The 23638-nt window shown below is 57.8% G+C and carries 17 protein-coding genes; 9 read left to right on the forward strand and 8 right to left on the reverse strand.

Annotated features, from left to right (window positions below):
- Positions 1–338: 338 nt before the first annotated feature.
- Positions 339–1328, reverse strand: a complete 990-nt coding sequence (locus NB063_RS25615) for a J domain-containing protein (protein ID WP_322975302.1) — start codon at positions 1326–1328, stop codon at positions 339–341.
- A 268-nt stretch (positions 1329–1596) separates the two neighbouring features.
- Between NB063_RS25615 and NB063_RS25630 the strand changes: the two genes are divergently transcribed.
- Positions 1597–3231, forward strand: a complete 1635-nt coding sequence (locus tag NB063_RS25630) for a CehA/McbA family metallohydrolase domain-containing protein (protein ID WP_250931883.1) — start codon at positions 1597–1599, stop codon at positions 3229–3231.
- Between the two features lie 19 nt (positions 3232–3250).
- Here NB063_RS25630 and NB063_RS25635 read toward each other — a convergent pair whose 3' ends face one another.
- The 4 genes from NB063_RS25635 to NB063_RS25650 all read right to left on the reverse strand — a co-directional run bounded on the left by NB063_RS25635 (position 3251) and on the right by NB063_RS25650 (position 6729).
- Positions 3251–3703, reverse strand: a complete 453-nt coding sequence (locus NB063_RS25635; protein ID WP_250931884.1) for an FKBP-type peptidyl-prolyl cis-trans isomerase — start codon at positions 3701–3703, stop codon at positions 3251–3253.
- Between the two features lie 154 nt (positions 3704–3857).
- Positions 3858–4715: an ABC transporter permease gene (locus NB063_RS25640; protein ID WP_250931885.1), complete on the reverse strand. Its 858-nt coding sequence runs from the start codon at positions 4713–4715 to the stop codon at positions 3858–3860.
- Between the two features lie 4 nt (positions 4716–4719).
- Complete coding sequence (locus NB063_RS25645) at positions 4720–5640, reverse strand: ABC transporter permease (protein ID WP_250931886.1); 921 nt, start codon at positions 5638–5640, stop codon at positions 4720–4722.
- Positions 5641–5688: 48 nt separating this feature from the next.
- The gene (locus NB063_RS25650) at positions 5689–6729 is read right to left on the reverse strand and encodes a Gfo/Idh/MocA family protein (RefSeq protein ID WP_250931887.1); all 1041 of its coding nucleotides are present in this window, start codon (positions 6727–6729) and stop codon (positions 5689–5691) included.
- A gap of 219 nt (positions 6730–6948) precedes the next feature.
- Here NB063_RS25650 and mfd point away from each other — a divergent pair, with 219 nt between their 5' ends.
- Complete coding sequence (gene mfd / locus NB063_RS25655) at positions 6949–10305, forward strand: transcription-repair coupling factor (RefSeq protein WP_250931999.1); 3357 nt, start codon at positions 6949–6951, stop codon at positions 10303–10305.
- A gap of 24 nt (positions 10306–10329) precedes the next feature.
- Here mfd and NB063_RS25660 read toward each other — a convergent pair whose 3' ends face one another.
- The 3 genes from NB063_RS25660 to NB063_RS25670 form a co-directional block, all read right to left on the reverse strand.
- Entirely contained in the window at positions 10330–11181 is an 852-nt protein-coding gene (locus NB063_RS25660; protein WP_250932000.1) for a hypothetical protein, read from the reverse strand.
- 177 nt (positions 11182–11358) lie between these two features.
- Positions 11359–11970, reverse strand: coding sequence for a hypothetical protein (locus NB063_RS25665; RefSeq protein WP_250931888.1), 612 nt, complete (start codon positions 11968–11970; stop codon positions 11359–11361).
- Between the two features lie 175 nt (positions 11971–12145).
- Complete coding sequence (locus tag NB063_RS25670; RefSeq protein WP_250931889.1) at positions 12146–13294, reverse strand: alpha/beta hydrolase family protein; 1149 nt, start codon at positions 13292–13294, stop codon at positions 12146–12148.
- A 350-nt stretch (positions 13295–13644) separates the two neighbouring features.
- Here NB063_RS25670 and NB063_RS25675 point away from each other — a divergent pair, with 350 nt between their 5' ends.
- From NB063_RS25675 to NB063_RS25705, 7 genes are all read left to right on the forward strand, one after another.
- Positions 13645–14259, forward strand: coding sequence for a hypothetical protein (locus NB063_RS25675; protein WP_250931890.1), 615 nt, complete (start codon positions 13645–13647; stop codon positions 14257–14259).
- Positions 14260–14393: 134 nt separating this feature from the next.
- Positions 14394–16652: a hypothetical protein gene (locus NB063_RS25680; RefSeq protein ID WP_250931891.1), complete on the forward strand. Its 2259-nt coding sequence runs from the start codon at positions 14394–14396 to the stop codon at positions 16650–16652.
- Positions 16649–18643, forward strand: coding sequence for a hypothetical protein (locus NB063_RS25685; protein ID WP_250931892.1), 1995 nt, complete (start codon positions 16649–16651; stop codon positions 18641–18643). The genes NB063_RS25680 and NB063_RS25685 overlap by 4 nt, the downstream gene beginning before the upstream one ends.
- The gene (locus NB063_RS25690) at positions 18643–19503 is read left to right on the forward strand and encodes a MotA/TolQ/ExbB proton channel family protein (RefSeq protein WP_250931893.1); all 861 of its coding nucleotides are present in this window, start codon (positions 18643–18645) and stop codon (positions 19501–19503) included. The genes NB063_RS25685 and NB063_RS25690 overlap by 1 nt, the downstream gene beginning before the upstream one ends.
- A complete protein-coding gene (locus tag NB063_RS25695) occupies positions 19500–20126 on the forward strand; it encodes a hypothetical protein (protein ID WP_250931894.1) in 627 nt (208 codons plus the stop codon). Before NB063_RS25690 ends, NB063_RS25695 begins: the two co-directional genes overlap by 4 nt.
- An 8-nt stretch (positions 20127–20134) precedes the next feature.
- Entirely contained in the window at positions 20135–22498 is a 2364-nt protein-coding gene (locus tag NB063_RS25700) for a multiheme c-type cytochrome (protein WP_250931895.1), read from the forward strand.
- 50 nt (positions 22499–22548) lie between these two features.
- Entirely contained in the window at positions 22549–23619 is a 1071-nt protein-coding gene (locus NB063_RS25705; RefSeq protein ID WP_250931896.1) for a mannose-1-phosphate guanylyltransferase, read from the forward strand.
- Positions 23620–23638: the final 19 nt, after the last annotated feature.

Consider the following 23638-nt stretch of genomic DNA (forward strand, 5'->3'; position numbering starts at 1 on the left):
AAAATGCGACTAAACCTAAGCGCTAGCTGCGGGCCTCCAACGGGCACGTACTAGCCGTTAGGCCCGCGGCTAGCGCCGTCGGCTCACAAAAACAACAGCCCGCGAGCCGTCCGGTCCCGAGTCACCGGACGGCTCGCGCCGTTCCGTTACTTTTGATATCCCGTACTAATTAAGTCGACGCCCCCAGACGTTTTACCGGCCTGAGCATTTCCGTTCTTCACGTAGTGGTGTCTTGCAGATGCCACTGGAAGACCGATGGCGGCTGGAAGCCACCACTACTGGTTCGCACCACGTGTCCCATTTGAAATTGCTTTAATCAGGAGGTGCTCTCCGCTAGGTTAGAACTTCAAATTCTCACGCGGTTTAAACGCCGTCTCGCTCTCGAGTTGTTTGATCAATTCGATCGCCGAATCTGAAATTTCACTCGGCAGTTGGATCATCAACTCCACGATCAAATCGCCAGGAGTTCCGCTGGCGGACTGGACACCGTGTCCTTTGACCCGCAGGCGTTTGCCACTTTGACTCCGTGGTGGAACCGACAGCGTGACCGTGCCCTTGGGCGTTGGCACGTCGACTTTGGCCCCCATCACTGCTTCACCGATGGTAATCGGCAATTCCAGCTCGAGGTTTTTGCCTTTGCGTTCGAAGAATGGGTGCTGGTCGATTTTGATTGTCAGGATCAAGTCGCCAGGCGAGCCACCGGGAACGACTTGGCCCTGTTCGCGCAAACGGATCTTGGCTCCGTCATCGACTCCCGCGGGGATCGTGACAGAGAGCTTTTCGTTCTTCCCGGTACCGGTCGGGTAGAACTCAGCCTTCCCGCCCAACACCGCTTTCTCAAACGGGATTGACAATTCATAGCGAATGTTTGCTCCGCGTTGGGGAGGTGCAGGCTGAGCCGATCGCCCGCCGCGACCACCACCGCCGCCTCCGAATCCAGCACCACCGCCGAGGATCTGCTCGAAGAAGTCGTTGAATCCATTTTCGAATCCACCGCCTCCCCCGCCACCTCGTCCGGCTGCGCGAAAGATCTGCTCCATATCGAGTCCGTCGAACGTGGGACCGCCGCCTGCGCTGCCGGCACCGGGCTGGTACCCGCCACGGATCTTTTCAAAATCGGGGCCATAGCGATCGTAAGCTGCCCGTTTTTGCTCGTCCCCCAAAACCTCGTACGCTTCCTGGACACGCTTAAATTTTTCTTGAGCCGCTTTGTCATCCGGATTCATGTCCGGGTGGTATTTGCGTGCCAGTTTGCGATAGGCTTTTTGCAGATCGGATTTGTCCGCGTCGCGAGAAACTCCAAGCGTTTGATAAAGGTCTTCGGCCACAGTGAATCATCAACAAGGTAGGAAACGTCGCAGGTGCGAAAAAACAGTTCAATGCCGCGAGGTTCTGCGTGAGCGTCAAAACGGCAGTCCTAGCGGCAGCGAGGACACTGTAGCAAACGCCAAACCAATTACCGAGTGGACTGCCGGACTGAAATGCCGACGACGTCCCTGGTGCATTGATGCATTCGTATTTCTGCTTGTATTTTTTTCTGTCGCCGATGCCGCAGAAGGGACGTTGACCTTCTCGGCGATCGATGAAGCCAGCGGAATGCCCACAATCGCACGCATCGAGCTAACTCGACCACAAATGGTTCGCGGAGACGGGAGGGCGACCACCCGCCGAACCTCAATCCGCACCGCTAGACCGTTGCCCGGCCGCACCGCCGTCGACACCGGATTCGGCTTCGTCATCGACGGCCGCGCGGAGGTGAATCTGCATGAAGGCCCTTACGAGTTTCGAATTTTTCGCGGCCCAGAATACCGGGTGATCAACGGCAATTTCACGATCGAGAAAACGAGCGAAGACGAAAGCACGCTAATCCTTCCCCGCATCCTCTCAATGCGGCAACAAGGCTGGACAAGTGGCGACTGCTTCGTACCACCCTCGCTCGAAAATTTGCCGATTCGAATGTCCGCCGAAGATCTTCACTTGGCAATGGTCGGCAATGACGCGGCATCCGTGCCAACCGAAACCACCGAGCAGTTACGTGTCCGCAGGCAGCGGAAAGAGCAACCCGATCTCAGCGATCCGATGTTCATCGGCCGCGGCGCCGAATCGATCGCGGGCTTAGCGTTCTATCACTCAAACGGGTCGTTTGATTCCGCTGGAGACTCTGAAACGCAACCAAACACGGACCCTCAACTCGATGCCTTCCGGCGAATCGCGAGACTAGCCCACACACGTCGGGAAAACAAACAAGTCGCTGCACTAAACGACGATGACGATCCTTCCGCGGTCACGTCCCCTCAGAAAACTTCGTCAGCCCCAAAAACGTCGCCCCCAGGAACACTGCCCGCGAAAATGGCGATCGAGGATCCGTTTGCCTGGTCGCTGCCGGTGTCACTCGCCAGTGGTCAAGTCGACGGGTATTTCATTTTGGGTGATTGGTTGCGACTCGACAAAGCGACGCTGCAAACCAAGACGGGCCGCCCGTTCTCGACCGCATCGGGTCGCACGCCGACAACGCTCGGACGCGAAGCCGAACAGATCTATTGGGAAACCCTCAATGCGGGATTCCGACTCGCTCCACTTGCCGGCACCGGTGATGAAGGAACGCTTCATCCGGTCGGATACAACCGTCTTTACGTCGGCGGGCCTCCCGAAGCAAACGCGTCCTACGACGACCCACGTCAATCCCCAACGCCGGTGACGACAGAAGAAGAGTGGTGGTCACGGGCTTGGTCCGGATGCAGTTTTGCAACCAACGGACCGTTATTGCAAGCGACTATCGGGGGCAAATTGGCGGGGCATGTTTTCGAAACTTCGTCCGGTATCCCACTGTCATTGACACCGGAGCTCACACTGACCGTCCGCGACCCGGTCGATTACCTCGAAGTAATCCTCAACGGCAAAATCCATTACTCGGCGAAGCTTGACGAATACGCCAAAGCCGGGGGCAAGATCCCGCCGCTCAACATCAAAGAATCAGGCTGGGCGTTGATCCGAGTCGTCACTCTTTACGAGGGTCACTTCCGCGCCGCCACGACCGCCCCGTGGTACTTCGACGTCGACGACCAACCCCGAATTTCACGAGCCAGCGTTGAGTTATTCCAAAAGTGGTTGGCCGACTTCGAGTCCCACCTCACTTCACAACCAAATGTGGACCTCGCCGCCTACGCCCCCTTCATTCGAGCAACGCGGAGCTTTTGGCAATCACGCCTCGAACAAGCGAACGCGCGCTGAGCACAAGACTACGTCCGGATCAGCCGCCTCGAACATCGTGAAGTTCGACTTTGAAGTGCAGCGTTGCATTCGGTGGGATCGAGCCCGGCATTCCCATGGGTCCGTAGCCGAGTTCCGACGGTATTTCGAGTTCGATCATGCCGCCTTCGCTGACCAATTGCAGCCCTTCGGTCCATCCCGGAATGACACTGCTGAGATTGAATTTCGTCGGTTCGCGTCGGCTATAGGAACTGTCGAATTCCTCTCCGCTATCGAGCCATCCGGCATAGTCCACCGTCACGAAACTCTGCGGTCTTGGCTGGTCGCCACTGCCACGACGCAAAATTCGGTATTTCAATCCCGACTCGGTGGTCGTGAATTCTTTTGGCGCGTCAGCGTCTTCGGGACCAGGCCGGCCACCACGCTGCGACGGGGAACACCCCACTGATAGAACGAGCATCAGAGTAACGATGAGCGAGAAAGGACGATTCATAATTCCGATCGCGGACAGAGGAACAAAATGACGTGATATGTCGAAGTCTAACACAGATGCCCCGCAGACGACCATTGGACGGGGTGCGGGGCGAACCGAAAGCCTCACCAACCGCTCGGGCAACCGCCTTTCGCCGACGCCAATACGCGGATCTTTATGAGCTCGCGCTGCGATAACTGCCCAACGCGGTTCGGAAAACCCAGCGACTCGCCAGAACACTCATCACCGTTGCGATCAACGCCCATCCGATCAACCACCATTCGCCATCGCCGCTCGGTTCCACCGGACGGGCCAAGATCCTCGCGGGCACGTTCACCACCACCAACACCGGAATCACAAACGTGAACAAGCCATACAACGGCTGGCCCCACCCGCGGTTGTAGATCTCCATCGGATAGCGGCTGAAGTTCGTGATATAGAACCAAAAGTTGTACAGCGTCTGGTTGCGTCCGAGCCAAATACTCGTCGCCGACAAACAAATCATCAGGCTGTACATGATCGCGACGCCGCAACCGCAGAACAACACATACAGGACGCACGAAAGCGCTGACGGCACATACGGATCCACCTCCCGCGTGGCGAGCTGCCATAGCGAGACCGCCGCGATCACGATCCCCGCCCCGAAGTTCGCCAGCGAACTCCAACTGACCCGGCGAAACGAGATCAGAAACTGAGTATCGATCGGTTTCAAAAGTGCGAAATCTAAACCACCGGTGCGAATCAATTCACTGAACTCTTCCGCGTTGGGCATGAAGAATGCTTGCACAAGTGAATTGATAAACCAGGTCGTGGCAAGAAACAGAAAGAACTTTTCACGATCCCAACCGCTGTCGGCACCAATCGATTTGGTGTGTTCGAAAATGATCAGGTAAAAACCGACGTTCATCAACGTCCATCCCAAACTGCTCAAACATTCGATTACGAAATTGGTGCGAAACGTCATGTCCCGCACCAAACTGTTCTGTGCAAACGTCAAGAAGACGCGTCGATAGCGATTCAATTCAGCCAACATCCGTTCAGCCTCCATAACCGCTGTAACGAGCCACGCCGCGCGAATAGGCGAACCGGCAAAGCACGATAAAGAAAACCAACCACGCGGCTTGAATCCCCATTTCCATCCACAACTCATCTTCGGGAATTTTGCCGAGGAAAACCGCGGCGGGGAAATACGCGAGGTATTTCAAAGGCAAGAAATTCACAAACGGTTCGATCCAATCGGGCAACAACGTGAGCGGGAACATGTGTCCGGACAGAAAGAAGCTGAACAACATGTACAGGAACAGTAGAGATGAGACTTCGAGAAACCAAAAACCGATCATCCCGATCGCGGCTTCCAAAAAGAATCCGATCAAAAACCCCATCACCAATGAGGCGACGAAAGCGATGAACAGATGCGGAGGCGGAAACCCGTCGACGAAGTAGTCACGACACAAGTAGAACACGAGTGCAAACGGAGCGATCGCGACCGCGTAGTAAGCACACTTGTGCGCGATACGATTCAGCAGCAAGAAACCGATCAGATCGACCGGTTGAATCATGTATCGCTTGATTTCGCCTTCGCGAATTTGCAACGCAATCCCGGAGGCGAGTCCCGGCATGCTCGAGAACGCCCGGGCGATCATCGTGAGCAGGTAATACGCCACCATCTCGCGAAACCCGTAGCCACCGATCGTGACCGGCTCGTCCGGGTTGCCCGTTGCATCGCCCGCCGAGACTACTCCCGAATGAGCTATCGAATCGAAGATCGCCCACCATAAAAAGATCTGTGTGATGATTGGCAGGAACCGCATCAACGTTCCCAGCGCGAAATCACCGCGATAAACCAACCGCTCGGAGAAAGCGGTCGAAAAGATCATCTTCCAAATCCGGATCCGTCCCCACAGTCCGATAGGTGCATGACGCGAGGTCGAGGTATCGGAGACCGGAATGGATGACATAGAAAACGAAATCGCAGGAACGCTGAGAGAGTAAAAAATCGACCGGGACTACAACTCGATCGTTTTGCCGGTCCGGGCACTTTCGTAGATCGCGCAGATCAACTCGATACTGCGACGTCCTTCAACGCCGTTGACAAGTGGCTCGCGGTCGCTTTGAATCGCCTCGAGGAAATCGTTGAAGACTTCAGTGTGCCCGTGATGTCCAATGGCGGCGGGATCCGAAGCTCCGCCACCGGTCTCGGTTTTGCCGGCCATGCGGTCGCGGATCGATGCGTCCTCGTCGCTTTCTTTGGCAAACGTCCACTGCGTCAGGTCTTCTTCCTCGAGCACCGCACTGCCTTCGCTACCTGCGATTTCGACTCGCTTGAGAGCCCCCGGGAAAGCCGTCGTGGTGGCTTCGACGACACCCAACGCACCGTTTTCGAATTGGATGTTGGCGATCACGATGTCTTCGACTTCAATCCGCTCGTGAGTGAGCGTGTCCATCATGGCGTGAACTCGTTTAGCCGGTCCCATCAACCACAACAACAAATCGACGCTGTGGATCGCTTGGTTCATCAACGCACCGCCGCCATCGAGGGCCCAGGTTCCCCGCCACGCGCCGCTGTCGTAGTACTCTTGGCTGCGGTACCACTTCACATAGGCGTCGCCCATCGTGATCTTGCCGAACCGCCCCGCGTCGACGGCGGACTTCATCAGTTGCGATGACTCGTGAAAACGACTCTGGAAAGTGGCGGCCAACTTCACGTTTGCCGCATCGCACGCGGCGATGATCGCGTCACATTTTTCGGTGGTGACCTCGAGCGGCTTTTCCACCATCACGTGCTTACCGGCATTGGCAGCTGCAACGGCGGGTTCGAGGTGGGCACCGCTGGGCGTGCAGATCGCGACCGCTTGAACATCAGGATCGGCCAACATGTCTTCGAGTGTTGCGTATGATTTGCAGTCGTTGGCCGACGCAAACTGCTCGGCACGCTCGACACTCCGGTCGTAGCAGCCGATGAGTTTTCCGTCACGTGTGTCCGCGATCGCTTTGGCATGAAAATTGGAGATCATTCCTGCTCCGACGATACCGATTCCGATGCTCATGAATTCTTTCAATGCGAGTTGTGTAAACGAGCTGAACTAGGCGAGTTCGAGCGATCAAGATACGTTTTCAGCTTGCCCACCGCCACCGCCGACCGCATTCGAAGGCTGCCCCACGTGCCACCAGACACGAAACCTCAGTCGAAATCGCAATCGAAAGCCCGTAAAACAGGCCCGTCGAAGCGAAAACTCCAATTGCGATCACTGCACGACGTCCCCGAGGTGCTCGACAAGCACGCCGGTGTCGGCAAAGCGATCAAGCAGACCGGTCGCGACACGCCACTGGCGTTTTCCGGAGTATGGGGAGGCATCCGTGGTCTGCTAGCCGCCACGCTGACCCGTCACACGCCACACGTCCTCGTGCTGCTGCCGCAAGCCGTCGACGCCGACATCGTGGCCGGCGATGTCCGTGCTTTTGGCGTGAAAGATGTCGTCGCATTACCATTGTCGGCGGGCGACGGAACCGGTTCGTCGATTCGCGACGCGGACTACGCCGCCCGTTTGCAAGTCCTGCAATCGCTGCGGGGGCGTGACAACGACTCCCCCGAACCGCTCGTGGTGACCGCTTATATCGGGGCCGCAATCCAGCGTGTGCCCTCAGTCGATCGATTGTCGCGTGCAACTCGGAAAATCAGCGTCGGCGATGAAATCGCCCCCGAAGAACTGCGTCGTTGGTTGAGCGAAGCAGGATTCGCCGCCACCACGGCGGTCCATGTGCCCGGCGAGTTCGCCAGCCGCGGGGGGCTACTCGACATCCATTCACCAGACCAAACCACGCCGATCCGGATCGAGTGGTTCGGCGACGAGATCGAATCGATCCGCCGCTTTGACGCCGCCACCCAACGCAGCAACGAAACGCTCGATCATGTTGAAATCGCGGCGATCGGTGCCGACGGTGTCTCCAGCGACATGATTCTCGGCACGCTCGTCGACGACGACTTCGATCCCGACGCCGAGACCGACGACGAACCGACACCGAAAAAACCCCGCGGACGAGGCAGATCGAAAAAGACATCCGACGACTTCGACGCCGAACTCGCCCCGGTGGACGACACCGTTGGCGCCGAAGCCACCGTGGTCGACTACCTCCCCAGTGACACGGTCGTTCTGGTCGTCGATCCGGCCGAGTGCGCCGCAACGAGTGCCGCGTTGCTAGCCCGCGTCGCACGTACCGATCGATTCGTGACGATGGAGGAACTGCTCGCGGAACTTCGCGGACATCGTGTCGTCACCGGCACGCAGATCGCCGATGCAGCCGATTCCGATCACGTGGACCTGCACACCGCAGGCGCCGACAGTTTCGCGGCTTCACTTGACGAAACCAAATCCCGTGTCGACAGCGTCGCGGCGGGACATGAAGTCATCGTCGTCGGTGACACCCCCGCCGACGGACAACGTCTGACCGAATTGCTCAGCGACACCGACGCGGCGAGGTCGGGACGTTTGCACATGACCGTTGCGGCGTTGAGTGGCGGGTTCCGTTTGTCTGGCGCCGAAGTATTAGTGCTGACCGGTGCCGAGTTGTTCCACCGCAGTCCCGTGCGACGGGTCAGCTCGCGGGTTCGCGGCAAACCGATCGACAGTTTCTTGCAACTGACGCCCGGCGACCTCGTGATCCACCTGTCGCACGGCATCGGACTGTATCGTGGCCTCAACTCGATCGAAAAAAACGGGCTGCACCAAGAGCATCTGACGATCGAATTCGATGGCGGCACCAAGATTCATGTGCCGGCGACTCGGATCCAATTGATCCAGCGTTACGTCGGCGGCACCAAAACTCGTCCGCGGCTAGCCAAGATCGGCGGCATCTCGTGGACCAACCAACGTAAGGCGGCCGAGTCGGCGGTCACCGACATGGCCGACGAACTGCTCGAACTGCAAGCCAAACGGGCGACTCGTCGCGGGATCGCGTTTGATCCTGATAACGAATGGCAACGTCAATTCGACGCGAGCTTTCCCTATCTCGAGACCCCAGACCAACTCACCGCCATCGAAGCCATCAAGGCTGACATGGAATCACACCAACCGATGGACCGTTTGATCTGTGGTGACGTCGGTTTTGGAAAAACCGAAGTGGCCATGCGGGCCGCTTTCAAAGCCGTCTCGTCAGGTTATCAAGTCGCGGTGTTGGTACCCACCACGGTCCTCGCCGAGCAACACTATCACTCGTTTTGCGACCGAATGGCGGAGTTCCCGGTCGAGATCCGCAAGATGTCGCGGTTTTGCTCTCCCGCCGATCAACGTCAAACGGTGAAGGACATTCGTCGCGGTAAAGTCGACATCGTCGTGGGCACGCACCGCGTCGCCAGCAAAGACGTTGACTTCCACAATCTCGGATTGGTCGTCATCGATGAGGAACAACGGTTTGGGGTTGCGGTTAAAGAACGTTTAAAGACCCGACATACCAACGTGGACGTGTTGACCTTGTCGGCAACGCCGATCCCGCGCACCCTGCACATGGCCCTCGTTGGCGCCCGCGACATCAGCAACCTCGAAACACCACCCGCCGAACGGATGCCGGTCGAGACCAAGGTCACGCGTTGGGATCCCAAGCTGATCCGATCGTCAATCGTGCGTGAACTTAACCGGGGCGGCCAAATGTACTTCGTCCATAACCGCATCGGAGACATGCATGACCTCGCGGCAAAGATCAAGGAAGTCGTTCCCGAAGTTCGCGTCGGCATCGGTCACGGCCAGATGGGCGAAGGCGAACTCGAACAGGTAATGATCGACTTCATCGACCACAAGTTCGACATGCTGCTCGCCACGACAATCATCGAGAGCGGTCTGGATATCCCGAACGCCAACACGATGTTCATCGACGAGGGCAATCGCTACGGCTTGAGCGATTTGCACCAACTGCGCGGTCGTGTCGGACGATACAAACACCAAGCGTATTGCTATCTGCTCGTCTCACCGACCAAGCATCTCACCCCGGAAGCGAGTAAGCGATTGCGTGCGATCGAAGAGTACTCGCAGATGGGAGCCGGTTTCGCGATCTCGATGCGAGACTTAGAAATCCGTGGCGCCGGGAACTTGCTCGGCAGCCAACAGAGCGGCCACATCGCCGCGGTCGGGTATGAACTGTATTGCCAACTGCTCGAAGAAGCCGTGCGGCAAGCGAAAAAGCTGCCGCCCAAACTATCCGCCGATGTCGACATCGATCTGCCGATCGAAGCCTACCTGCCCGACGACTACGTCCCAGACCTACGACACAAAATCGATCTCTACCGCCGCATGACTCGGATCAATCACGCTGCCGAGATCGGACAATTCCAAGAGGAACTCAAAGATCGCTTTGGTCCGATCCCAGACGCGGCAAAACGAATGATCCAACTGTGTGAACTGCGACTCGACGCGGCCGCATGGAGCATCCAGTCCATCACTAACAATGATCGCTTCATCGTATTGCAGTATGCCAACCGACGACGTATCGAACAGTTGGTGGCGAACGCTTCGGTTCCCGTTCGCATTGTCGATACTCGCAAAGCCTATATACCAACCAAAGGCTTTGACATGAGCAACCCCACCGGCGAAGCATGGCTGCAACTCGCCCGCGCGGCGTTGTGGATCGGTTAGCGAAATGACGCGCAGTCCGGCGTTTCATCCGTAACGTTTTTCAATTTCAATAATGTCATGTCCCGTGGCTTCACGGAGCAGTCCACGTTCGATGATGTCACGTAAGATGCGTTTGTCTTCTTCGAGCGACTCTTCGCACAGACGACTGGGGTCGATCGGCCGTGTCGCTTGTTGTGCAAGCAGGCGGCGGTGACGTTCGAGCAGTTTCTCGAATGACTTCGTTCGCATTCTTGTCACATTCTGCCACGAGCAGGGCCGCGGTTCGGGCATCGCCTTCGTCGTGATCAAACTGCGGCCACCAGCCAAGCGACTATAAAAACCCTGACGCGTCTCGTCCAAACGCACCGTTCCGTCGCGGCACAGTAAACGATGAAACGTCAATTGAATGCGTCCATCCGGCGTGGTCATTAACATCTCGATGCCCAACCGCGGCCCCACCGTCGGCGACGTGAGGTAACACGGGTTCACAAATCCGAGAGTGATCGCGAGTTCGCGGGCGTTTCGAAAATCCTCGGTGAACTGGTCAGGAATCTCTTGCTCACTGATCTCTCGCAGATCGAGCAACGCGGCCGCCCAGGAAGGACGATTGGGAACACGAAACACTTTGAAGATGAGAAAGGCCAGCGAGAACTCGAGCACGTTGCGGGTCATCGACCACAATTCGCGAGTCGGCAGATGTTTAATCGACACCACCGTCCAAAGTCGTTCGTCGCCTCCGGGAAGCAACAGGTCGTCTGGTGACGGCAACGGCGACGACGCCTGCGACGATGGATGCGACCAAACCGTCTCGCGCGAAACCGGTGGACTCGCGTAAGGGTTGGACGTCACGTCGCGTGAGAAATCGCTCACTGGATCTCGCGAATCACTCGGTGGCATGGGCACTGCGGCAGGCAAGAGTAATGGGCGTCTGCGTCATGCCGAAGCGAAACTACGCTAAGTACCGCCGACATGCACCTGGACCCCGTGGTTTTCGTTCGCCCTCACCCGCATACGGGTGTCGCTCAACCGAAGCCCTGCCGGACAGGCCAGGACAAACGGGGATCGCCTTCTACTCTACTCGGTTTCACGGACCGGCGCGGGCAACTCAAGCGATTCTTCGACCGGAGCGACCAGAACGGGACCGGGCAGTTCGAGGACTTCGGCAGTGTTCAGATCGAGTTCGGCTTCGAGTTCCGCTTCCGCCGCTTGATCAATCGCGTCTCCATCCTGCCAACGCATCGGAGGTTCGTCCACTTCTACCGCTTCCGTGACACGGGTGCGATCCCGACGAGGCCCCACCGTTAGAACTTCCCAAGGTTTGGGGTAGAAATAGTGTTGTTCAACACGTTGGGGCGCACAATGTTTTCCGGCGAGCGCGCCTTTGATTCCATTGTTGTCGTACAGCCCAAGCTCTTCTGCACGATGAAACGCCATCGCCTCTTGGCTGGACGGTTCAATTTTCGCCGCTAGCTTGCCGCCCAAGTAAGTGGGGCGGTTGTACTGACGACGATACGACTCGGGCAATCGATTCCCGACCGGTCCGATCACATCCACACGTGGAGTGCCCTCGTAGCGGGACCAGGGCCAAGGACCAACCCACGGCGAACCGGCGTCGGCGTGGGAGGCGATCGCTCCCACCGCGAGAATCAAAAAGGTCAGACCGGCTCGAAACTGTTTGATCGTCATCCGTTGCATCCTGCAGGTGCTCCCATCGTGTTACCACGGCACGAGAGCGGCATCCTTCCGCCCTCCATGTTCTCATCGGCGGTGAAGGCGCAGATGTGTCAGAAAAAGCGAATGATACGGAGTTGCATGTGCATCGCGTCGTCGTGGTCGTTCCGATTGCGCAAACCGTATCGGTTCAGTCAACCACCATGACGGATTTGACCAACGAAGCCATCTCACGTCCGGCGCAACACGAATGCTCGTAATAGCGTTTTTCGCTGTGATGATTCCCAACCGTTGACGAGCAATCATGCGCACGAATGAGCAAAGGCGTGCCGTCATGACGAGGTGCAAAATAACGCGGCCCGGTGTATCCGAGTGCCTGCGACATCGGGTTTTTCGAAATCAGCTTGAAATACTTCAGGGCGATGTCGCGGTGATTGTAAAACAACACCAACCGATTCATGTTCTGTGTCGCCAACCCATGTTCGGCGCCTGAACAAAGCCATCTCGAATCAACTGCCGGAGCGAGTAAACCGACGTCGATATTGGCCCCCGTGATCGCAGGTTCACCGATCGTGCGGCGACCGAGGGAACCGCCCGCCAACGCGTGCAGTGATCCCGTGACGATTCGTCCGCCAAAGCTGAATCCGATCAACCCGGACGGTTGCGACCTCATGAGATGTTCTCTCAATAGCCAGGCGACATAGAGACCTTGCGAGTTGGTCCGCTGGGCTTTGTCACGGACGTCAGAAAGGAAAATCGAACTTGCGTCACTTGGCCAACTCCAAATCACCCAGTCGATTGGTTGATCGACGGGTCGATTTCTTGCCACTTGATGATAGACAAACAAACCTTGCGAGATTGCGGTCGATGCATCGCGGCGATTGCCGTGAATATAGATAATCCGTGGACGCGTCGAATCCATGGAGGAAAGATAATCCTCCATACTCGAAGGCAGGCGCTGACCACACCGATTCAATCGACTGACGTGAAAATTGGGTTGATTAAGATTCATGCGGCAGGTGTTGCAAGTCAGATGCCGCGTGTTGATCAACCAGAACCGATCACACTGCAAATCAGCAGATAGAGACTGTGGCATTCCCGGCATCGAAGGAATTTCGCTCGTCGAATGCGTGATATCGTCTGACGCAATGACGTCTTGATCGAACTGTGGCAACGCCTCGCGGTGAGCAACGGTGGCTGCGCCGGGTTCAAACAGCGAACTCGGCGTGGCCAGGAAACCACTCGGCGAACTCATCCAATCATCAGACACGCCCGCAGGCTCCGCTCGCAGCGATGTCGCCGAAACGATTGCAACGATTAGGCACGTTGCAGAGATCACAGTTCCTCTCGCTATCCGAGTGTGCTGCCAAAATACAGTCATCAAGGAAATCCGTGACTCGTCGTTTCGGGTCAGAAGGTGCATCATGGCGACGATCAGACGTTCGTTAGGGAAGGGTAAGGAAGACAACATGTTTCATAAAGCTGGCACAGACACGTGATGCAAATTGTCACACAGGCATCTCTATCGGCGCATCGCGAGCGGGGGGCGTGCGTGTTGCACCCCAACAACCAATTGTTGCAGAAAAAAAACGATGTTGCGTTTGCACAACACGAAACGCGCACTACTTTTCAGTGGTCACCCGTCGGAGACCAACGTTTACGCTTGCTTTGCTTTTGAAGGAAACTTTGATGACTATCCGATCTTTCACACTTGTAACGCTCGTGATGGTCATGGGCAGCGCAACCGGTTGCGGTGGAATGCGAAACTTTTTCTTTGGTCGTGGCGCACGTTGCGGGTTATGCAGCCGTGCAGGCGCCGTGGGCACCGCGATCAACCCACTTGCCCCGCCACCGAACACCGTTCCCGTCGCGCCAGCGGCGCCCCTTTTTAATGCCCCTCGTTGCCGTCTATTTGGACGCAACGCGGCTCCAACCTACGCACCTCCGGTTGCGGTAGCTCCCATGGCGCCCTGCCAAGGCGTTTGCCAAGACGGTTATGCGGGCGGTGCCTACGTTGATGACTGCTATTCTGCAGGAATGGCCGGCGATTGCGGATCGCCCTGCGGCGGACAATGTGGCGGTTCGTCCTACGGCGGTGTTCAATACGATGGTGGTGTCGTGGACCCATACTTGGGTAGCGGCGTCTACGACGGTGGCTACACCAATGGCGGCGTCATCCAAAGTGATGATTTTCAGCCACGCACTTACGAATCAAGACGCTACTCTCCCGGCCAATACGATGCACAAGGCGATCGCATCATCAGTGTCGATCCGCTGCCACCGGGATCGCAAATTTTGAACTGAGCGTGGCTGGTTGTGCTGGGTCGCAAGAATCGGGATGATGGGAGTTCTCACATCTTGATTACCAGCTCCCCTCATCACTCAAATCAGGCAACGCATGTGAATCGTCGCATGCCACCTGGAGTTATCGCCCCTTCATGTTTCCGCTCCGCCGCTCAACGAAAGAACCGGAGATCGATTGGCCGGCGTTGCTCGCACTGCTTGAGGACGATGACCGGCGCGCGGCAATCGCCCGGTTGGCTCCAGCGCCGGGCCGGGAAAGCTATCTGATGGCGCTGCGGAGGATGCAATCCTCCGTCGTCGCCGAAACACTCACAGCCGGTCGTCGACTCGATACCGCCGGCCGGTTAGTCAATCGGCCCACGATCGCGGTCGCGGGGATGCTCAACAGCGGCAAAACGAGTTTGGTGAGTTCGTTCCTCAGTCCCGCCGGACAGGCCCGGACACTGCGTGGGACGAGCAACCGCGAGGGCACTCACCGGTTCGTCCTATGGTTGCCCCAGTCGTGGCGCAACGACGTGGAATTGTGGAGTCTTTTGGTTTCCCGAATCGGCGATTCACTCGGACACCCTCCCGAGGATCTGGCGGAAGATCCGGCTGAGGCTGCGGCTCAATACAACAACCGGGCAGGTGACGAGTCACAATTATCGGTCGCTCTGCTCGCGACCGATCCCGCGCTCGATGAGATCGGCGTCGGATTGTTGGATTGTCCCGACATTGTTTCTGATGAGGAACTCGGTTTGGGCTCGCCCCAACAGCGCAAAGACCTGCTCGGACGTGCCGCCACCCTCTGCTCCGCATTCTTGATCGTGACCGACGCGGCATCGTCACGTGACACCACGCTCGCGGACCTGATGCGGATCGCTTCGGACCTCATGCCGGGCGTGCCACGCATGTTGGCAGTCAATAAGGTGCGTCCTCGACAATCGCCTGACCAAGTCCTCGAGACATTCTCTCCGCTGAGTCAAAAACACGGCGTCGCGACAATCTATGCCGCCTACGATTACGACGTTCCGGCGAGCCGTCCGTTTATCCCGCAGCGCAGCGACGACGACTCCGAACGTCGATTGCCGGCGTCGGTCGATTCGGCAAGTGGGAAGCTCGCTACCGATGCGGCGTCCAATGAAACCGAACCCTTACCGGTATTCTTTGAAGTCTCTGCGAACCCCGACGAAAACCCACCCGCTTCGATTGACGAACAACGCTTCTTAATGTCGCTGCCTTTGAAACTCGATCGTGGCGTTCTCTTTTCGCAGTTGCACCGGGCGCTGCGGATCAACCTCGAAAAAGTCATCTGGGATCGCGGTCTGGAATCGATCCGCAAAAACGCCGAAGCGTCGTTTGCGAAAACTCGTGACTGCCACCGGGTGCTGTTGGATGCATCACTTGAATTCTTTGCCCATCGAAAGATCGGCGGCGAAGTCATGGAGTTGCGTTTGCACCAAAGCGAACGGATCCTGCGACAGTTATCCGAATCGTTCGCGGCGACCGCACCCTGGTACGCACGCTGGGGCGTTCGATTGAACTCCACGATTCGGCGGTTTGTTGGCGGTGCCGGCGATCTGGTTCGTTCCCTGACTCCATCGGCACTTTCACAAAAAGCCGCTGACGACATCAAAGGCCGCTTTCGCAGCGGAGAGTACGGCGGCCTGATCGCTCCGAGCGGACTGCTCGCCGAAATCGAACGACATGGCGGCACCGTGGTTCTTTCGCATTACCGCGATCATCAAGCCGAAGCCCGATCACCGTCGCAACAGGTGGACGATTCGGGTCTTTCACTCGAAGAACCGAGCGCCGACAAACCGGTCCCAAAGGCCACACGTGCGAACTTAATCGACGACGAAGCCTTGTTGATGCCGCCCATCGAACGCGCGGTGTTACGATTTGAGCAAGACGATTTCACGACGCTGGATCCTCGTCGACTCGATGAGGCGATTCGGATCATGTGGTCGGAAATTCCGATGCACAAGAAACTCGCGCACGGCCTCACGCCGCTGGCCACCATCCTGGCCGCGTTCGGCGCCGCGTTGATGATCCCGATCGACTTCGGGCACAGTTTCATACTCGCCGCATCGATCCCCGAGTTGCTCGCCGCAGCAGGACTGGGGGCGTTGGCGGCCATGTGGGCCGGTAACCAGGGTGCTCGCGAAGTCGGCCAACAAGCCGCCCGGCAGCAACTCTCGGACTTCCTCGCTGTACTCTGTGATGAACTCGGTGTTGCTCGGCCCGACCCTCCAATGAAGGTCCGAGTCGCCGGCCATGATGTCGCGCTACCGACCTCACGAATCAGCCGGAGCGAAACCAACGGACCGACCATGCCGGTCTATCGCGTACGAGACGAATTCGTGAGCGAACTCAACAAACTGCTGCCGCGATCCTCGGGGAAACAGAAATGAGCGGTAATGATTCCCAGTCAAACACGGTGCCGCGTCTTAGCGGCACGGACGCGGGTGAGAAGTTCGCACGCCGTGTCCAACGCGCTGCCACCCATGTTCTTGGCGATAGCGAAGCGGGCATTGAGATCGTCGAACTCTGCCGACACCATCAAGAAGCCCGTTCGATGGTCATCGCCGATCGCGCCGACAACGCAACCGTTGTCGCGATCGTCGGTACAACAGGCCAAGGAAAATCTTGGTTGGCACGGCAACTGATTTCAGATCCCGCGATTGCCGCAGCCATCCGCAGTGGCAACAATCTTGACGAAGCGACCGAGAAACTCACATGGATCGGCCCCCGCCCACCGTCCGACCTCGATTCTCGCCACGAGCGATACTTGGCGTGCGACGCCGCCAACATGCGCTCGATCGGTGGCCCCTATTTGATCGTCGATGCTCCCGGTGCGAGCGACGACCGACGTGCCATCGCGGGGGTTGCTGAGCGAGCTTTGTCTCTCGCCTCGGTGCTCGTGCTCGTCGTCCGACGTGATCAACTTCGCAGCCAACGTGTTACCGGTCTCGCCTCGGCATCCGACGGCACCATTGTGATACCCGTCATCAACATGGTGACCGCCGACGAGTATTCTCCGGCGCAGAGCGATGTTGGTCAGCCTCAGATCGACGGCGACTTGGTGGCCGATATTGAAACGTTGGTATCCCGATTGCGCACCGTTGCGCCGCAAAGCAACATTGCCCAGGCGGTAATGATACGTGACTTCGAAATTGATCCTCGTGGCGAAGAAGCGATCGGTAAGGACGCCGCCGAAAGCGTTGCCGCCGCGATTTCAGCAGCATTGGTAGAGTCCGGTGGCGGAGACCATCGTCGCTCCACTCGATTGTCCGCGCTCGATGCCAGATTCACCGCTGCGGTCGCCTCGGTGCTAACAAGTCAGCTGCCCGACCTAACCACGGCCGTCGATCGACTTGACGCCGAAGCCCGCAAATTGCCAACCCAGATCGCAGGCACATTGCTCGGCGGTGAAACCCCGCTGAAGGCGGCGATCCGAAGCCGACTGCGTCTATCACTGCTTTCCAACACCGCCGCGATTTGGTTTCCCTATCGAACGGTGCTCTCGGTATTGAACCTCACCCACGGTGCTTGGGACCGCGTGTTGTTATCGTTCTCCGGTTCGATCCCATCGCTCGTCGGTGCCGTTTACACCAGCGTGCAGAATATTCGTGGCGGACACGAGACGGCGTTAGATTTACGAAACGGTCTACGCCAACGTGCATCCACCGCCGTGAGCGAACGACTCGGACCGATGGCAGCCCGTTTCCGCCGCGAACTACGAGGGCTCAATCGTACGAACGCGTCATTCAGCAACCCGGCGGACGACGATGACTCACCAATCGCGACGCTGGCCGGAATCGACGCGTTGCAAGAAGGATCGCAAGCCGCCTTCGACGAAACGATCGAGAACGACAGCGTATCGGGAACATTTGCAGTCGTGACCGGGTTGATCGGCACCGCGATATTCTGGGCGTTGATGGCTGGTCCGTTGGTTGCGTTGTATCGCGGATATCTCGATGCGAGTTTTTTCGCCATCGGAGACGTCGTTGGCGTCTACGAGCCGCATGCACCGGAACCGGCACCTCTCGGATCGGAGTCGCCGGCGCTAACACACAGCAACGATCGACTCGAAAGATTCCCGCACCCGAGCGCCGCGATGTTATTGACCAGCGTCCTGTTGTCGCTGCTACCGATGGCGATCTTTGCGATGATCGTGTTGTCGATCTGCCAAGGCCGGCGACGGATCGACAACATCGCCCGTTCGCTGCGACACCAACACGATACGATGATCGAACGGTTACAACGTGATGGTGTGTTGCGGTTGCGATGGAGTGACCCGTTATTGGCGGACGCTGAATTCCTGTTATCGATCGGCCGATCCGCCACCGTATCAGAAGCCGCGCATCAACCTAGCCACTCCTCGGGAGAAGACACCCGCTAATGCTCTCTCTCGCTGTCAAGCTGCTCGCCCAAAACGACACCACGCTGCCCCCACCCGAGACGACATCGATGTGGGACATCGTTACCAGCGGTGGCTGGCCAGGAATGGTCATCCTATTGGTGTTGGTGTCGCTCAGCATTGCGGCGGTGTACCTCGTCATCGATCAATTCATTTCGCTGCGGCGTGCGGACATCATTCCAGACGGACTGACCAATGAAGTCGCCACGGCGCTTCGCGAGTCACGCTGGTCGGATGCCGAGACGGCGCTCCGCAATCGCCCCAGTGTTCTGGCGGGTGTGATTTCACTGGCACTCTCCAACCGCGAGTTCGGATGGTCTGAGATGGAAAAAGCCGTCGAAGATTCGCTCGTCGATCGGTCCGCACAAATGCACCGACGGATCGATTATCTCTCGATGATTGCCAACCTGTCGCCGATGGTCGGGCTACTCGGTACTGTGACAGGCATGATTTTTGCGTTTCGCCAAGTTGCTGCGACGCGTGGTGCGGCCGGCGCCGGCGATTTGGCTGAAGGGATTTATCAAGCACTTGTCACCACCGTGGGTGGACTGATTGTCGCGATTCCTGCATTGGCGGCGTCGGGAATCCTACGAGCTCGTGTTGACGAACTATTATCGGAAGTCACCCGACACACCGAACGGGCCCTTTCGCCTCTTCGACGACGAACCGCTCCCGGAGCATCTGCCTCAGGTTCACCGAGCCGCGTCGTCCCGGTCGCTCCGGCACAAATGAAAGGGACTAAAATCAGTTCGATCGACAACACCGCAGGCCCCCCGCCCGCGGTTCCATCCGACCCATCAACCACTCACCCGCCTCGAACCCGATCACGCAAATCGACATGAATGGATTCCACCGCGGTTTAGCCGGCCGCCACTTACGAAACGGATTGCTCGTCTTCGTTTCGGTCGCCTCAGTTGGCATAGCCGGAGCCCAACCGCCGTCGACGGTCCCCACGATTCCCGGAACAATCCCGCTCTCTGAAATCCCTGAACCGATTACGCCGGAACCGGATCCCGCCGCGGCCGACAAGATTCAGCAAGCCCTGCAAGGCGAGACGCCTCCGACGCCGCCCGGCGTACTCAGCGACGTGATCGACATCATTCGCCAACAAGGCAGCGTTCTGGACGGATCGAGCCTCGACCCTCGTTACGGCGATCCGCTCGTCCCGGGAGAAAATCCGACCGACAACGCCCCGAAGGCGACGAGACAACCAACCCAAACGGCGAGCCCGTTCGTAGTGACAGCCGAATCGTTGTTACAGTCGGCGCGGATGCTCGAATCCCTTCCCACCGCGGCGTTCGCCCCCGCAACTCTTCAATCCATCCCCACCACCGTCCCCGACCAGACCCCACCAAAACGTCGCCGAGACTCGGCACTCCCGATCGCCGAACTCGTCCGCCAAATGCGACTTCACGCGACACGATTGTTGGTGCGTGAGTTCCCTGAAGCGGTCAATCCCCAGTAAAAACCTACATGCCCGATCATTCAACTCGTTCATTCATCGCTCGCAGGCCTTGGACTGTGGCGGCGGTCGCCGTCAGTGTGCTCATCGCCGGTGGAGTGATGGCGGACTACTTTCGCGGACTTCCCCCCGACGCGGTCGCTACATTTGTCGGCCGTGACACCTGCGTGCAATGCCACGAGACCGAAATGCACGCGTTCACCGGGTCGCATCACGACCTCGCGATGGACGTCGCCACCGACGAAACCGTGCTCGGCGATTTCAATAACGTCACGTTTGTAAACGATGGCATTAGAAGTCGCCTGTATCGCGATGGCGATCGGTTCATGATTTACACCGAAGGACCGAGCGGTGAAATGGAAGACTTCGAAGTCAAATACGTCTTTGGCGTCGATCCGCTTCAACAATACATGGTGGAGTTCGACCGAGATAAAAACACCGCCGAAGACGAAGTCGGTCGCGTTCAGGTGCTGAGAATCAGCTGGGACGTTCACCGCAAAGAATGGTTCTACTTGCGTCCGCCAGACGTCAAGGAAAAACTCAAACCCGATGATCCGTTGCATTGGACCGGCGTGGCACAACGTTGGCAAACCATGTGCGCCGAATGCCATAGCACGAATCTCAAACGGAACTATGACGTCGCAACTCAGCGATATCACACCACGTTCTCCGAAATCGACGTCAGTTGCGAAGCCTGCCACGGGCCCGCAAGTTTGCATGTCGAGATGGCGAACAGCAACTCGCTATTCTGGGATCGACATCGCGGCTACGGGCTCGTCAATCTCAAGACCGTCGACACCACACCGCAAATTGAAACATGCGCCCCCTGCCACAGTCGTCGTGGTGTGCTCGATGGCACGATGACTCCAGGAGCATCTTATTGCAATCATTACAGCCTGGAACTCCTGCGCAGCGACACGTACCACGATGATGGTCAGATCAAGGATGAGGTTTACGTGTATGGCTCGTTCATCCAGAGCAAGATGTATCACAATGGCATCCGGTGCACCGATTGCCATGATCCACACTCACTCGATCTCAAACACCCCGGCAACGAAACTTGCACCTCCTGCCACCAACACGCCGCAGGAAAATATGACGTTCCCTCGCACCACCATCATGCCGTGGGTACTGAAGGGGCGATGTGTGTGAACTGCCACATGCCACACACAACATACATGGCCGTTGACCCACGTCGTGATCATAGCTTCCGAGTACCAAGGCCTGACTTATCGGTTGAACTCAAAACCCCAAATGCGTGCAGCGGTTGCCATGTCGAAGACCAACGCGAATCGCTTCCCGCCGAGGTCGCCGAAGAACTCAAACTCTATCAAGACTGGTTGCTCGCCGCCGCGGAAGGCAATGAGGCAGTGGCCGAAGCGATCCGCAAAACCGATCGATGGTGCGATGAAGCCTGTGACAAGTGGTACGGTCCCGAGAGATTGAAGCCGCCTCATTACGCAGAGGCTCTCGCCGCACTTCGTTCGGGTGATCGTTCGGGAGTCACCAAAGCCCTCCGATTGGTCGCGGGTTCCAGCGCCCCCGCTAAAGAGGCGTTGACTCCCGTCATCGCGCGTGCCACCGCGCTCGATGAATTGGTGCAACGAGGTCATGTCGAAGCTGCGCAGGCGGCTAAACAATTGATTGTTGAAAACGAGCAATCGCCTGACTCGGTTCACCCGATTTTGCTGGCCACCGCCGCTCGAACCATCGGAATGTTAGGCGGAAACGTTATCGATCCGGTTGAGGTCGAGAAAACACTCTATCCGTTGATCAAAGATCCTTCACGACTCGTCCGCAGCGAAGCCGCACGTGGAATCGTCAATGGTGGCGCCTACACAAGAGTGTCGGGTAAGAAACGCCAAGACCTGGACCAGGTGCTCGCCGACGTCAAAGACGAACTGATGTTTGCGTCGGATCGTGCCGGCGCGCACATGGGTTGGGCGATGCTCAGCGAACAGCGTGGGCAATGGGCCGAAGCGATCCGCTCCTACAGCAATGCGATGCGAGTGGAACCCGGGACCACGGGCCCGCGCACCAACCTCGCCGCGTTGCTGGATCGATTAGTCGAAATGGCGGCCGAAAACAATACGGCTCGAGAAGTACTGCAGGCCGTCGGCGGAGAAGAAGGGATCGAGGGTGTGCAGAAAAAAATCTCACAACTGCGACGCGAAGAATTACCCCTTCTCGCCCGTGATGCGGAACTCGCCCCCGACATTGCGGACCTGCAGTATCGATATGGCCTAGCGTTGTATCTGTCGGGTGATTTGCCCGCAGCTCGAAAACAATTACAACGTGCTGCTGAGTTAGCCCCTGATGTGGAACTTTTTGGCACCGCATTAAGGATGCTCGACGAACATATGAAGAATCAGTAACGATTCTAATAGGCTTCGATTTCTTACCTTCAAGCGATACACTGCGACTCATGCTTCACGCGATCATCATGGCAGGCGGCAGCGGCACCCGTTTCTGGCCCGCTTCCCGCCGAGCGACCCCTAAGCAATTACTGCCTCTTGCAGGCGATTGCTCGATGATACAAGCCACCCGTGCTCGACTCGGCGCGGTCACGCCCGCTGAGCGGACGTACGTGATCACGTCCAAATCCTTGGTCGCCCCGATCGCCGAACAACTGCCTGAACTGCGTGAAGCGAACATTGTCGGTGAACCTTGCCGACGCGACACCGCTCCTTGTGTCGGATTGGCTGCGGTATTAGTCGCCGCTGAAGACCCTGACGCCATGATGCTGGTCTGCCCCTCCGATCACGTGATCGAGCAGCACGATCGGTTTGCCGAAGCGATCCAACGCGGCGAAGCGGTTTTGAACGAACACCCTGACGCGATCATCACGTTTGGGATCCGACCGTCTTACCCAGCGGAATCGTTTGGGTATATCCAACAAGGAAAACAACTCGCCCGTCACGACGCATTCGCGGTCGAGTGTTTTCGCGAAAAACCAAACGCAGAGACAGCGAAGGAATATGTCGATGCGGGAACGTTTTTGTGGAACTCGGGAATCTTCCTGTGGCGTGCCCAAACGATCCTGGATGCGCTCGCCAAGCACGAACCAGAAATGCACGCCCATCTGCAGAACATCGCCAATGCGATCGGAACCCCGGATTACGACGAAACGCTGCAACGCGAATTTGAAGCGATCGACGGAAAATCCGTCGATTACGCCGTGATGGAGCGTCACTCCGAAGTCGTCGTCATCGAAGCACCGTTCGACTGGGACGATGTCGGAAGCTGGCAGGCGGTCTCGCGACTGCACCCGCACGACGATCACGGCAACGCGGTCGTCGGCTCCCACATCGGAATCGATTCCAAAAACTGCATCATCCACGCGACCCCGGGACACACGATCGTGACGATCGACACTGAAGACCTGATCGTGGTGCAAACCGCGGACGCGACTTTGGTTGCCCCCCGCACCAGCGAAGAGCGGGTTCGCGAGGCCGTTGCTCAACTCAATCGCCGCGAAATGACGGATTTGATGTAGCGCGTGCCTTGGTGAGCTG

The sequence above is a fragment of the Aporhodopirellula aestuarii genome, from assembly GCF_023701485.1.
In the GTDB taxonomy this organism is placed as follows: Bacteria; Planctomycetota; Planctomycetia; order Pirellulales; family Pirellulaceae; genus Rhodopirellula; species Rhodopirellula aestuarii.